Source organism: Streptomyces albicerus (assembly GCF_008905045.1).
Classification (GTDB): Bacteria; Actinomycetota; Actinomycetes; order Streptomycetales; family Streptomycetaceae; genus Streptomyces; species Streptomyces albicerus.
Map to the genome: position 1 here is coordinate 102,730 of NZ_VWMY01000040.1, position 12,937 is coordinate 115,666.

At 72.4% G+C, this 12,937-nt stretch carries 10 protein-coding genes; 1 reads left to right on the forward strand and 9 read right to left on the reverse strand.

Features of this window, described 5'->3' with window-relative positions:
* Window positions 1-40: 40 nt before the first annotated feature.
* Both GAS53_RS33035 and GAS53_RS33040 read right to left on the reverse strand, forming a co-directional pair.
* Window positions 41-394, reverse strand: a complete 354-nt coding sequence (locus tag GAS53_RS33035) for a cytidine deaminase (protein WP_151481411.1) — start codon at window positions 392-394, stop codon at window positions 41-43.
* Between the two features lie 135 nt (window positions 395-529).
* A complete protein-coding gene (locus GAS53_RS33040) occupies window positions 530-1,351 on the reverse strand; it encodes a helix-turn-helix transcriptional regulator (protein ID WP_151481433.1) in 822 nt (273 codons plus the stop codon).
* 144 nt (window positions 1,352-1,495) lie between these two features.
* Here GAS53_RS33040 and GAS53_RS33045 point away from each other — a divergent pair, with 144 nt between their 5' ends.
* Window positions 1,496-2,980, forward strand: a complete 1,485-nt coding sequence (locus GAS53_RS33045) for an MFS transporter (RefSeq protein WP_151481412.1) — start codon at window positions 1,496-1,498, stop codon at window positions 2,978-2,980.
* Between the two features lie 95 nt (window positions 2,981-3,075).
* On the opposite strand, the gene GAS53_RS33050 is transcribed toward GAS53_RS33045, so the two are convergent.
* The 7 genes from GAS53_RS33050 to GAS53_RS33080 all read right to left on the reverse strand — a co-directional run bounded on the left by GAS53_RS33050 (window position 3,076) and on the right by GAS53_RS33080 (window position 12,740).
* Entirely contained in the window at window positions 3,076-7,590 is a 4,515-nt protein-coding gene (locus GAS53_RS33050) for a cation-translocating P-type ATPase (protein ID WP_151481413.1), read from the reverse strand.
* Window positions 7,591-7,600: 10 nt separating this feature from the next.
* A complete protein-coding gene (locus GAS53_RS56780; protein ID WP_225859239.1) occupies window positions 7,601-8,104 on the reverse strand; it encodes a hypothetical protein in 504 nt (167 codons plus the stop codon).
* Window positions 8,105-8,280: 176 nt separating this feature from the next.
* Window positions 8,281-8,640, reverse strand: a complete 360-nt coding sequence (locus GAS53_RS33060) for an MmcQ/YjbR family DNA-binding protein (RefSeq protein WP_151481415.1) — start codon at window positions 8,638-8,640, stop codon at window positions 8,281-8,283.
* Window positions 8,637-9,941: a hemolysin family protein gene (locus tag GAS53_RS33065; RefSeq protein WP_151481416.1), complete on the reverse strand. Its 1,305-nt coding sequence runs from the start codon at window positions 9,939-9,941 to the stop codon at window positions 8,637-8,639. The genes GAS53_RS33060 and GAS53_RS33065 overlap by 4 nt, the downstream gene beginning before the upstream one ends.
* Window positions 9,938-10,435 carry an rRNA maturation RNase YbeY gene (gene ybeY, locus GAS53_RS33070; RefSeq protein ID WP_151481417.1) on the reverse strand — a complete coding sequence of 166 codons (498 nt, stop codon included), beginning with the start codon at window positions 10,433-10,435 and terminating at the stop codon, window positions 9,938-9,940. Before ybeY ends, GAS53_RS33065 begins: the two co-directional genes overlap by 4 nt.
* A gap of 12 nt (window positions 10,436-10,447) precedes the next feature.
* Window positions 10,448-11,503 carry a PhoH family protein gene (locus tag GAS53_RS33075; RefSeq protein ID WP_151481418.1) on the reverse strand — a complete coding sequence of 352 codons (1,056 nt, stop codon included), beginning with the start codon at window positions 11,501-11,503 and terminating at the stop codon, window positions 10,448-10,450.
* Window positions 11,504-11,630: 127 nt separating this feature from the next.
* A complete protein-coding gene (locus GAS53_RS33080) occupies window positions 11,631-12,740 on the reverse strand; it encodes a carbohydrate kinase family protein (protein ID WP_151481419.1) in 1,110 nt (369 codons plus the stop codon).
* Between the last annotated feature and the right edge of the window lie 197 nt (window positions 12,741-12,937).

Below are 12,937 nucleotides of genomic sequence, written 5' to 3' on the forward strand. Positions count from 1 at the left end.
TACCTGGGGGTGGGGTTGGGAATAGGAAAACGCCCGGGCCTCAGCCCGTCGTCACCCGCTCCCGCAGCGCCCCGTCCAGCCCCGCGACCAGCACAGGCGTCCCGGGCCCGCCAAGGTCCCGCACAGCCGCCCGGTCGCCGTCCGCCAAGGACTCCGCCTCGGTCACCACCGCCGCCGCCTCCAACGACTTCGCCCCGGAGGCCACGGCCATGGCCACCGCGGTCTGCAGCGCGCTGAGCTGCAGGGAGGGCAGGGCGACGGTGCCCGCGACATACGTACGGCCGGTTTCGTCGCGTACGGCGGCCCCCTCGGGCACACCGTTACGGGCCCGCGCGGAACGGGCCAGGGTGACGATCTTGCGGTCCTCGGGATCGAGCGCGGTGCTGTCGGTCATGCCCAGAGCATACGAAGCCCCGCCCGAGCCCCGCGCGGCGGTACGCGACACCGCCCAGCCGTACGCCCGGCACAGCCGCACACCCTGCACCGTCATACGCGCTTCACAGTCATACGAGCTGCACAGCCATCCGCGCTAACCGGCCACCGGATACATCGACCCGCGCCGCCCCTCCGCCGAGGCCAGCCACTCCAGCTTCGCCGCGGTGTTCGCCTCGGGCAGCGGCGTGTGCAGCACGATGGTGAGATCGGGTCGCGCCGGCACCTTCATGGCGGTGGCCTCGACGATCAGCAGCCCGACCAGCGGATGGTCCAGCTCTTTGCGGGTCTGCCCCGGATCCTCGATGTCCCGCCGCTCCCACAACTCGGTGAACTCGGAGCTGGCGGCCTTCACCCGAGCCAGTACCTCCTGGAAACCCTCGTCGTCGGGGGCGGCGGCGCAGGACGCACGGAACTGGGCGACGACCGTGCGGGCGTTCTGCGCCCAGGTCCGGGACCGCCCCCGGTAGAGGGGGTCGGTGAAGAAGTCGAGGATGCAGTTCTGCGCGTCCTTGGGACGCATGCCGAGGACCGTCCCGGCGGCGTCGTTGTACATGACGCAGTTGTAGTACGGGTCCATGATGTGCGCCGGATACGGCATCCACGTATCGATCAGCCGCCGCAGCCCGTCGCACATGTCCCGGTCCTCGGGGGCGACCTCGGGCGCGGGCGGGTTGAGCCCGGCGAGCGCGTAGAGATGGCGTCGCTCGGCGTTGCTGAGCCGCAGCACGCGGGCCACCGAGTCGAGGACCTGCGGTGAGACGGAGATGTCGCGCCCCTGCTCCAGCCACTGGTACCAGGACGCGCCGACGCCCGCGAGCACGGCGACCTCCTCGCGGCGCAGCCCGGGGGTGCGACGACGGGCCCCGCCGTCCGGCAGGCCTGCCTCGGCCGGGGACACCCGCGCCCTGCGGCTCATCAGGAACTCCCGCAGTTCGCGCAGCCGACGGGTCTTGAGCGCGTCCTCAGCCACGTACGAATCCCCCTTCTGGTGGCTGGTGTTGCGGCCACCAGCATAAGTTCCGGCTCCCCACGGATATTCCGACGGCCACAAGCTCGTGCCATGCCGACAGACGCCACCACCGACACCGCGCCCGATACCGCGACGGACACCGCCCTCACCGGCCCCGTACCGACGACGACGGCCCCGGCCCCGTCCGACCCCCGCCTGTCCCCCCGCGACAAACTCGTCCTCTTCGTCCTCTGCGCGGCCCAGTTCATGGTCGCGCTCGACTTCTCCGTGCTGAACGTGGCACTGCCGGTCCTCGGTCAGGACCTGGGCATGAGCCAGTCCGCCCTCCAGTGGGCGGTCACGGCGTTCGCGCTGCCGTCCGGCGGCTTCCTGCTGCTCTTCGGGCGGATGGGCGACCTGTACGGGCGCCGCAGGCTGTTCCTCACCGGGCTGGCCCTCTTCGGCGCGGCCTCGCTGCTCGCGACGTTCGCCTGGGATCCGGCGTCGTTCCTGGCGGGACGGGCGCTGCAGGGGCTGGGCGCGGCGGCGATCGTGCCGACCGGCATGTCCCTGCTGACGACGACCTTCCCGGAGGGCCCGGCCCGTGACCGCGCTCTCGGCATCAGCGGCACGCTGCTCTCGCTCGGGTTCACCGTCGGCATGGTGGCGGGCGGTGTCCTCACCGACGCGTTCGGCTGGCGCTCCACGATGGGCCTGCTGACGCTCTTCGCCCTGATCGTGCTGCCGCTCGCGCCGGGCCTGCTCCCCGAGTCCCGCAACGAGAAGCGCCCCCGGCTGGACGTCCCCGGCGCGGTGACCGTCACCGGCGGCCTGCTCTCGCTGATCTACGCCCTGTCGACGGCGGCGGAACGCGGCTTCGGCAGCGCGGACGTGATCGCGGCACTGGTCGCCGGGGTCGTGCTGCTCGCGCTCTTCGGGTACGTCGAGTCCCGCACGGCCGAGCCGCTGGTCTCGCTCCCGATGCTGCGCCGCCGCACGGTGGCGTGGGGCAACCTGGGCGGCCTGGTCACCTTCTCGATGATGTCGACGGTCATCTTCGTCCTGACGCTGTACCTCCAGGAGACCCTGCGGCTCTCGGCCTTCGAGACGGGCCTGGTCTTCGGCGTCGTGGGCGTCATGTCGGCGGTGGCGGGCACGTACGCCCCGAAGGTCATCGGCCGTATCGGCGCCCGTCGCACGCTGGTCGGCTCGCTCGTCGGCCAGGGCGTTTTCATCGCCTCGCTGCTCGGTCTGGGCACCGGCGGCTGGTCCGTCTGGCTCGCCACCGCCGCCGTGTCGGTGGCCTGCATGTTCCACCTGGGCGCGATCATCTCGTACGGCCTGACCGTCACCTCGGGCGTCCCCGACGACGAACAGGGCCTCGCCACGGGCCTGGTGACGTCGACCCAGCAGGTGGGGATCACCGTTGGCATCCCTCTGCTCGGCGTCCTCGCGACCACGTCCTCGGACCTTCTGGCCGGCGTCCACACGGTGGTGGCGCTGGACGCGACGATCGTGCTGGGGACGGCGGTGCTCGTCGCCCTGGGGCTCGGCTCCGCGTCGCGCGTGCGACGGGAGGTTCGGGCTGGGGCCTGACGGGGGTGGGTCCGGGCCTGACGGGGGTGGGTCCGAGGCCGCTCAGGGAGCCGCCGAGGCCGTACGATCTCGGCGGCTCCCTCGGTCGTCACCCCTCACCCCGGCACCTTGCGCCCGACGTGGCGGACTGCCCTCTCCAGTTGTGGCAGCGCTCCCTGGCCCGCCACTGCGAAGGCGATCGCCCCGGCGACGCCGGCCCAGGCGACCGGGCCGAGGGGTGTGCAGCCGAAGAGGTGGCTGGGGCCCGGGGTCTGCACGAGGGCCACGAGGACGGCGGCGGAGCCGAAGGACGTGACGCGGACCAGGGGGCTGTGGCGGCGGTCGGCCAGGGTCTGGGCCAGCTGGGTGCCGACCAAGGCGCACAGGGCCATCGTCGTGGAGCGGCGGGCCGTACCGGGGGTGAAACGGCCGATCAGCCAGGCCGCGGTCGCTCCCACACAGGTGATCAGGGCGCGGTGGCGGATCTGGCGCATCAGCGGGGCGCCGAGCAGCGACGTACCGAGGGGTCCGTCGTCCCCGCTGTCTCCGCTGTTCCCCCCGTCCCCGCTCGTTTCCTCGTCTTCCGCACCGGATGCCTGCTGGGACTCCTCCTGCGGTGTCACCGCCACCGCCATGGCCGGGAACAGGTCCGTGAACAGGTTCACCAGCAGCATCTGACGGGTGGAGAGCGGGGCGGCACCCGACAGGAGGGTGCCGACGATGCCGAAACCGACCTCGCCCGCGTTGCCGCCGATCAGGATGGCGATGGCGTCGGCGACGCTGTGCCACATGGCGCGGCCCTCGGTGACCGCCTCGATGAGGACGGTCAGGTCGTCGCCGGTGAGGACGAGGTCGGCCGCGTTGCGCGCGGCCGCCGAGCCCCGGGCGCTGATGCCCACGCCGATGTCGGCGGAGCGGATGGCCGCCGCGTCGTTGGCGCCGTCGCCGACCATTCCGACCACCCGGCCCGCGTCCCGGAGGGCCTCGACGACCTGGAGTTTCTGCTCGGGCGCGACCCGGGCGACGACATCCACGTCGCGCAGCATCCGGGACCGTACCGACCGGTCCGCGGCGGCCAGTTCGTCGCCCGTGACCACGGCCGTGTCCTTGGGCCAGCCCAGTTCGGCGGCGATCGCGCGGGCGGTCTGCGGGTGGTCACCGGTCAGCATGACGGGCCGTACGCCCGCCTCCCGCAGACCCTGCACGAGGGCCGTGGACGTGTCCCGCGGTACGTCAGCCAGCGCGAGCAGACCGGTGAACTCAAGCCCCTCCAGGGGCTGTTCGAGTACGTCCGGCTCGTTCTCGGTCTCGTCCAGCGGGCGCCCGGCCACCGCCAGGACGCGCAGTCCGTCCCGGGCCAGCGACTGCGCCGCGTCGGACGCGTGGGGCGGAAGGCCGGCGCAGGCGGGCAGGACGGTTTCGGGGGCGCCCTTGACCACGAGCACGCGTGCGTCGTCCGGGGCGCGGCCCACGGCGGCGGCGTATCCGCGGGCGGCCTCGAACGGCAGGCTCTCGGTCTGCGTCCAGTCCGGGTCGGGCCCCGCCGCGTCCAGGACGGCCTCGTCGGTGGCGTGCGCCGGCCGGCCCGAGTCGCCGTTCAGCCGGGGACAGGCGCGTGCCGCGACGCGCAGTGTGCTCCCGGACTCCGACTCGTCCGGTGTGCGGACCGTACCGTCGGCGTCGGCGATCCGCACCAGGCGCAGCCGGTTCTCGGTGAGGGTGCCGGTCTTGTCGAAGCAGATGGTGTCCATGCGGCCGAGGGCCTCGAGGGTGCGCGGGGCACGGACGAGGACACCGCGCCGGCTCAGCCGCCGGGCGGCCGCCAGCTGCGCCGCCGTCGCCACCAGCGGCAGCCCTTCGGGGACCGCGGCCACGGCCACCGCCACCCCGCCGCTCACCGCCTGGCGTATCGGCGTGCCGCGCAACAGCGCGAGACCCGTCACCGCCGCCCCGCCCGCCATCGTCAACGGCAGTGCCTTGCGGGTGAGTTCCTGGAGCCTGGCCTGCACTCCGGCGGCCGGCGGCGTGCGGGCGGCGAGGTGGACGGCCCTGGCCGCCTCGGTGCCGTCCCCGGTCTGCACCACGACGGCCCGGGCGTGTCCGGCCACCACGGTCGTGCCCTCGAAGACCATGCAGCGGCGGTCGGCCACGGCGGCGCGCGGCGTCGGATCCGTCTGCTTGTCCACCGGCAGGGACTCGCCGGTGAGCGCGGACTCGTCCACCTCCAGTCCGTCCTCCCACAGGAGACGGGCGTCGGCGGGCACGACGTCGTCCGCCTTGAGTTCGATCACGTCGCCCGGCTCGAGCTTGGCGGCGTCCACGGTGTGTGCTTCGGCTTCGGCATCCGCCACGTCCGTTTCGCCGGGTCCCTCGTCATGCCGTTCCGTGACGCGCGCCTTCTGTTTCTGCTCCGCGAGCAGTCCTGACAGGGCCCGCTCGGCCCGCAGCCGCTGAACGCCGCCGACCAGCGCGTTCAGGTCGAGGGCGCCGACGACCAGTAGGGCGTCCATGACGGAGCCCAGGATCGCCGACGCGGCCGAGCCGACCGCCAGGACCGGGGTGAGCGGGTCGTCCAGCTCGCCGCGCACGGCCCGGGCGAGCTGCAGCGACCAGCGCACCGGGGCCAGCACGGGCTGCCGACCCACCGCTCCAACTGCCTTGCGTACCTGGGTTGTTGCCTGCTCGACCGGCGTCGTGTCCGCGCCGGGTTCGCTCTCCAGCCGGGCCCGGACGTCCGCCGGTTCCAGCGCGTGCCAGGCCACCCGCGGGCGGGGGTGCGGGGCGCGGGCCGTGGCCACGCCGAGTGCCGCTCGTGCCCCGGTCAGCAGGGCCGCCGCCGCGGCCGCGTCGACCGGTGCGTGCCGCAGCCCGGGCAACGCCGCACGGCGCCCCCGGCCGGACTCGCCCACCGCCACGAGCAGCCCGGACAGCGCGGCCCCCGACCGGGCCAGCGTCTGGGACCTGCGGCCGACCGCGCGGGCCGCCGGAACCGCCGTCAGCAGCCGCCACACATCGGCCAGACCGTGCGGGGCGAGGACGTCCGCACCCCACACCACGGCGCCGTCCCCGTCCGCGAGAGCGACAGCAACGTCACCGGCGAGCAGCCCGGTCAGTACGTCGCTGTCGTCGGAGTCGTCGCTGCGGTCGACGTCGCTGCGGTCGGCGTCGTTGCGGTCGGCGTCGTTGCGGTCGGCGTCGTCAGTGCCATCGGTGTTGTCTGTGTCGTCGGTCGACCGCGGACGGGCGACCGTCACGACGGTGCCGCCCTGCTCGCGCAGCCGCTCCACCACTTCGCCCAACGGCCGCTCGCTGCCCACGACTTGGTCGGCGAGACTCGTGAAGTCGCCCAGCGCGGGATCGTCCACGACCACGACACGCAGTCCGGCGAGGCGTGCCGCGTCCAGCACGGTCTCGGCCCACGGGTCCGCCCCCGCGTCCGGAGTTCGCAGCGCGCTCGGATGCAGGACGACCGTGTCGGCCATCTCGATCTGCCGCAGCCGGTCCAGGTCACGCACCAGCACGCCCGTCCGGGCCAGCGCGCCGCCGAGTACGGCGTTGAAGGCGGCGGGCCCGTACCGCGCGGCCTTGGGCGAGCCCGCGAGCACCGCTTCCGCCGCCTCCCTGCCGTCATGCTTGACCAGCAGCGTCAACGCCGCGCCCAGGACGCTGCCGGTCTCGGCATGGACGGCGTAGTCCTGGGCCGGGGAGGTCCGCGGCGACGGGCGCAGGGACGGGTCAGCGGGCACACTGACACGCTCCGGCACGCACATCCGGTCCTGGACCGCGTCGAACGCGGCCGCCCGCGCCACCGTCTCCGCCAACTGGCAGACGCGCAGCGCCCCGTCGAGCACCAGGGCGGTCGGCGTCCGGCCCGAGCCGTGGGCGACGGCGTTCGCGGCGGCCAGCGCCAGGTCCATGCGGGAGCGGCCCAGCCGGACGCGCAGCCAGGCGCGGAAGCGCGGGTTCTCGCGCAGCAGCGTCACCACCGCGGTCAGCAGCCGGGGCGACGGCGGCAGGCGCAGGGCGTGCGCGACCAGCGCAGCCGCGATGCCCGCCCCGTCAGCGGCGAGCGCAAGCGCGGCGATCCGCACCCTGGCCGGGTCGCCCGGATGCGCGAACTCCTCCACTGCCTTGTCGGCCGACGCGTCTGCCTTGTCGGTCGACGCCTCGTCGGTCCGCTCGAGTCCGTACCGTTCCGCGAGGGCGGTCGCCCTCTCCACCACCCCGTCGGTGACCATGTCCTCGCCCGCGGCCACCACCAGCCGGGCCAGCCCTCGGTCCCAGTACGCGAACGCCACGTCCGGCCGCTTCGTCAGTGCCTCGGCCACCCGGCGCGCCGCGCCCTCCGTCCCGCCGTGGCGCCGCACCCGGTCCGGCGCCGCGGGCCGCAGCGCGAGGTGTGCCCGCGTGCCGGACCGCCAGGGGCGGCCGGCGCCGGGCAGGGCGTTGCGGGCGACCCGCACGACCCGTACCGCGGTGTCCGCGCTCCGTACGCCGGCCCGTGCCGAGCCCGCCACCGCCCGCGCGGCCGTGCCCACCGCGGGCGCGGCCCCTCGCGCGAGCAGCCGGGGCCCGGCCGACACGAGCCCGACGGCGGCGGCCGACGGACGCGTCAGCAGCCCGAGAACCATTGTGTGCCCCTCAGCCGGCGGTACGAGAGCGACCGCTGCCCGCGGAGGCCTTGCTCTGGGAGGCCTTGGCCTTGCTCTGAGAGGCCTTGCTCCGGGTGGTCTTGCTCTGGCCGGAGGACGCCTTCTTCGGACCAGTGGACGTCTTCCTCTGACCCGCGGATGTCTTCCTCTGACCCGTGGCCGTCTTCCGCCGGGCGGACGACGTCCTGCTTCCGGAACCCGTGGACTTCCCGGTCGTCTCAGAGCTCGCCGACTCCTCGTGCCGTGGCTGCGTGAGCCACGCCACGGCCGCTCCTGTGACGGCGATGGGCCACTCCACGACACCGGCCACGCCGAGCACCCCGGCACCGGTGTACACCGCCCACCGCCGGCCGCGCGGCGACACGGCTCCGATCCTGTCCAGCGCTTCCTCGGCGCCCCTGCTCACCGTCCCGGCGCCGGGTACCTTCCGCAGCGCCGCGGTCGCGACCCGCAGTGGTTCGGGAAGGTCCGACGACGACTTCTGCTGAGTCATGACTCCTCGCCTTCCGCGACATCGCCTTCCCCGATATCGCCTGTCTCGCCGGCCGAGTTCCCCCGATGGTCTTCACTAAAAGGGCAGGCGAGACGAGAGAGAACGAGTGTCCGACCGGGAGACCGGCGCCCGGCTCGACATGAGCCCGCGCACGGCCGGTTACGGACGAGTGAGGCTCAGGGCCGGTCGAGCCGCAGCCGCTCGGCCCTCGGCAGACCGGCGACGACGAGGTCGTACGAGTCCTCGATGAGCTCCCTGACAAGCCGGTCCGGGAGCTCGCCGTCGACCGTCACCGTGTTCCAGTGCCGCTTGTTCATGTGGTACCCGGGGACGATCAGACCCTCGTACTCGCCGCGGAGCCGCACCGCGTCGTCGGGGTCGCACTTCAGGTTCACCGTGAGGGGCCGCGCGCCCAGGTTCGTCAGGGCGAAGAGCTTGCCGAGGACCTTGAAGACGGAGGTCTCCGGGTTGAACGGGAAGTCCTCGACGGCCTCGTTGAAGGACAGACAGAACGTGCGCAGTTCCTGCGGGGTCACTCCGGCTTCTCCTCCTCCGGGGGCTCGACCGGGCCCACGGGCTCGACCAGCACCGTGACGATCTTGTTCCGGCGTCCCGCCGCGGCCTCCGCTGTCAGCCGCAGCTCGCGCCCGTCGGGCAGTTCGACCACGGACGAGGCCCCGGCGATCGGCACCCGTCCGAGCGCCTTCGCGAGCAGACCGCCCACCGTCTCGACGTCCTCGTCGTCGTACGCCTCGAAGCCGTACAGCTCCCCGAGGTCCCCGATGTCCAGCCGCGCGGTCACCCGGTAGCGGTCGTCGCCGAGGTCCTCCACGGGGGGCAGCTCACGGTCGTACTCGTCGGTGATCTCGCCGACGATCTCCTCGAGGATGTCCTCGATGGTGACGATGCCGGCCGTGCCGCCGTACTCGTCGATGACGACGGCGACGTGATTGCGGTCCTGCTGCATCTCGCGCAGCAGGTCACCCGCGTTCTTCGTGTCGGGCACGAACGCGGCGGGCCGCATCGCCGTCGACACCAGCTCGCTCTCGGCGTCCCGGCTGATGTGCGTCTTGCGGGCGAGGTCCTTCAGGTACACGATCCCGACGATGTCGTCCTCGCTCTCCCCGGTGACGGGAATGCGCGAGAAGCCGGACCGCAGGGCCAGGGTCAGCGCCTGCCGGATCGTCTTGTAGCGCTCGATGACCACCAGATCCGTACGCGGGACCATGACTTCCCGGACGAGCGTGTCGCCCAGCTCGAAGACGGAGTGCACCATGCGGCGCTCCTCGTCCTCGATGAGCGACTCCTTCTCGGCGAGGTCGACCAGCGCCCGCAGCTCGGCCTCGGAGGCGAAGGGCCCGCGCCGGAAACCCTTGCCGGGCGTGAGGGCATTGCCGATGAGGATCAGAAGAGGCGGAATCGGCCCCATGATCCGTGCCAGCGGAAGCAGCACGTACGCGGCAGCCGTCGCCGTGTTCATCGGGTGCTGGCGCCCGATCGTGCGCGGCGAGACACCGACCGCGACATACGAGACGAGGACCATGACGCCCATGGCCACGGCCAGCGCCTCCCAGGTCTCGTCGAACTCCTTCAGGCAGGCGTATGTGACGAGCGCGGCGGACGCCATCTCGCAGGCGACGCGCACAAGCAGCGCCACGTTCAGATAGCGGGTCGGGTCGGCGGCGACCTGGGCCAGCTTGGCGCTGCCACGCCGCCCGGACCGTACGGCCTCCTCGGCGCGGAAGCTGGAGACGCGGGCGAGACCGGCCTCCGCGCAGGCGGCGAGCCAGGCGACCACGACGAGGGTGATGGCGCCTACGACGAGTTGGGGACTCATGAGACGGTCGGGGCCGGGGACGGGCCGGTCAGGCCCTTCTCCGCGCGCCAGCCGTCCACGATGGCCGCCTGCAGGCCGAACATCTCGACCTTCTCGTCGCGCTCCTCGTGGTCGTAGCCGAGCAGATGCAGCACTCCATGGACGGTGAGGAGCTGGAGCTCCTCGTCCATGGAGTGCTCCGTCGAGGCTTCCTTGCCCTGCCGCTCGGCGACCTCCGGGCAGAGCACGATGTCGCCGAGCAGCCCCTGCGGCGGCTCGTCGTCGTCCTTCGACGGCGGCCGCAGCTCGTCCATCGGGAACGACATGACATCGGTCGGACCGGGCAGGTCCATCCACTGGATGTGCAACTGCTCCATGGCGTCGGCGTCCACGACGATCACCGAGAGCTCGGAGAGCGGGTGGATTCGCATCCGTGCGAGCGCGTAGCGGGCGATGTCGAGGATCGCCTGCTCGTCGACCTCGGTTCCGGACTCGTTGTTGACGTCGATCGACATGGTCGCGCTGGTCTACTTCCGTTTGTTACGGCCCTTGTGGGTGCCGTTCTCCGTGCCGTTCTCGTTGTCGTACTTCTCGTACGCGTCGACGATACGGCCGACCAGCTTGTGCCGTACGACATCGTGGGACGTGAGCCGCGAGAAGTGGACGTCGTCGAGGCCCTCCAGGATCTCCTGGACCTGACGCAGACCGGACTTGGTGCCGCTCGGCAGGTCGACCTGGGTGACGTCACCCGTGACGACGACCTTCGAGTCGAAGCCGAGCCTCGTCAGGAACATCTTCATCTGCTCGGCACTCGTGTTCTGCGCCTCGTCCAGAATGATGAAGGCGTCGTTCAGCGTCCGGCCGCGCATGTACGCCAGCGGCGCGACCTCGATCGTCCCCGCCGCCATCAGCCGCGGGATCGAGTCCGGGTCGAGCATGTCGTGCAGCGCGTCGTACAGAGGGCGCAGGTACGGGTCGATCTTCTCGTAGAGCGTGCCGGGCAGGAAGCCGAGCCGCTCTCCCGCCTCCACCGCGGGCCGGGTCAGGATGATGCGGTTGACCTGCTTGGACTGCAGCGCCTGCACGGCCTTGGCCATGGCGAGGTAGGTCTTGCCGGTACCGGCGGGGCCGATGCCGAAGACGATGGTGTGCTTGTCGATGGCGTCGACGTACCGCTTCTGGTTGAGCGTCTTGGGGCGGATCGTGCGGCCGCGCGAGGACAGGATGTTCTGCGTGAGCACCTCGGCCGGAGTCTCCTGGCCGTCGCCCTCCCCGTTCTCGCTCGCCCTGAGCATGGCGATCGAGCGTTCCACTGCGTCCTCCGTCATCGGCTGTCCGGTGCGGAGCACCAGCATCATCTCGTCGAACAGGCGCTGGACGAGGGCCACTTCACGGGCGTCGCCGACCGCGCTGATCTCATTGCCCCGGACGTGGATGTCGGCCGCCGGGAAGGCCTTCTCGATCACGCGCAGGAGGGCGTCTCCGGAACCCAGCACCGTCACCATGGGGTGCTTGGGGGGAACCGTGAACTGTGCTCGTGACTGCCCCTGCGCGGGGGTGTGAGCTGTGGGTGTCTGCGTCATGGGCCGGCTCTGTAGGCCTGCTCATCCTCCTCGGTGAGGCACGCTTGCCAGTACGGCAGCCTTGTGCTTCCAAGAGTACGACGGGCCACCGACAACGCCGTAGGACTTTTCCACCGCACCCATGGCCTCAGGCAGATCTGCGGAACCCGATCGTCGGCACGGCCCGCCGCAGGGGCCACGCCCGGGCCGTCCCCGGAAGGAGGGGTTCCAGGAAGGCGTACCTGCCGAGCGCCGCCGGATCCTGGTGGTCGTACGACTGCACGCGGCGCCACCACGCGGCGATCTCCGACCAGCCGGGGGCGGACAGGGAGCCCCCGAACTCCTGGACCGAGAGGGCGGCGGTGAGCCCCGCGAACGCGAGCCGGTCGGCGAGCGGCCAGCCGGCCAGCGTGCCCGTCACGAACCCGGCGACGAACACGTCCCCCGCGCCGGTCGGATCCATCGCCTCGACCTCGATGGCCGGAACCTCCGCGGTCTCGCCGGTTCTCCCGTCCACGGCGTACGCGCCCTCGGCACCGAGAGTGACGACGGCGAGCGGCACGTGCTCGGTGAGCGCGCGGGCGGCCGCCCGGGGGCAGGAGGCGCCCGTGTACCGCATGGCCTCCTCCGCGTTCGGCAGAAAAGCCTCGCAGTGCGCCAGATCAGGCAGCGCGGCAAGATCCCAGCGGCCCGTGTCGTCCCATCCCACGTCGGCGAAGATCCGGGTGCCCTTGCCCGCGGCTCCGGCGATCCACGACGCGCGCGTGCCGGGCGTCAGCGAGGCGACGGCCGCACGCGCGCGTGGCGGGCAGTCGGGAGCCGGCTCCTCGGGCGGCGGCTCGTGCCCGTGGCTGACCATCGTCCGCTCACCCTCGTACGCCATCGAGACGGTGACCGGCGAGTGCCATCCCGGCACCGTGCGTGACGCGGAGAGATCGATGTGCTCGCCCTGTTCCAGGGCGTCCCAGCAGTACTCCCCGTAGTGGTCGTCCCCGAAGGCCGCCGCCAACGATGTCTTCAGCCCGAGCCGGGCCAGCGCGGTCGCCATGTTCGCGACGCCGCCCGGGCTCGATCCCATGCCGCGCGCCCACGACTCGGTCCCTCGCACCGGTGCGGAGTCCAGTCCGGTGAAGATGATGTCGAGGAAGACGGTGCCGGTGAGGTAGACGTCCCAGGGCGGGTCGCCGGGGTCGCGCAGCGCTGCGAGGGGGTCGACCTGGGCCTGGCAGTACGGTCCCTCTCCGATGGACGCGGTCACTGTGCGCTCCCCTGAGGTGGTGCGGATTCAAGCCAGTGTGCACCAAACGCTCCGCGGGACGGGGAGGATCACGCCGGGGCCGTGGGTCGCATCAGCCTCGGGCATGCGGTTTTCGCCCCCGCCGCCCCTACCCGTCCCATCCTTCTGGGGCTCCGCCCCAGACCCCGTCGGGGGCCAGCCCCCGAACCCCCGCTCCT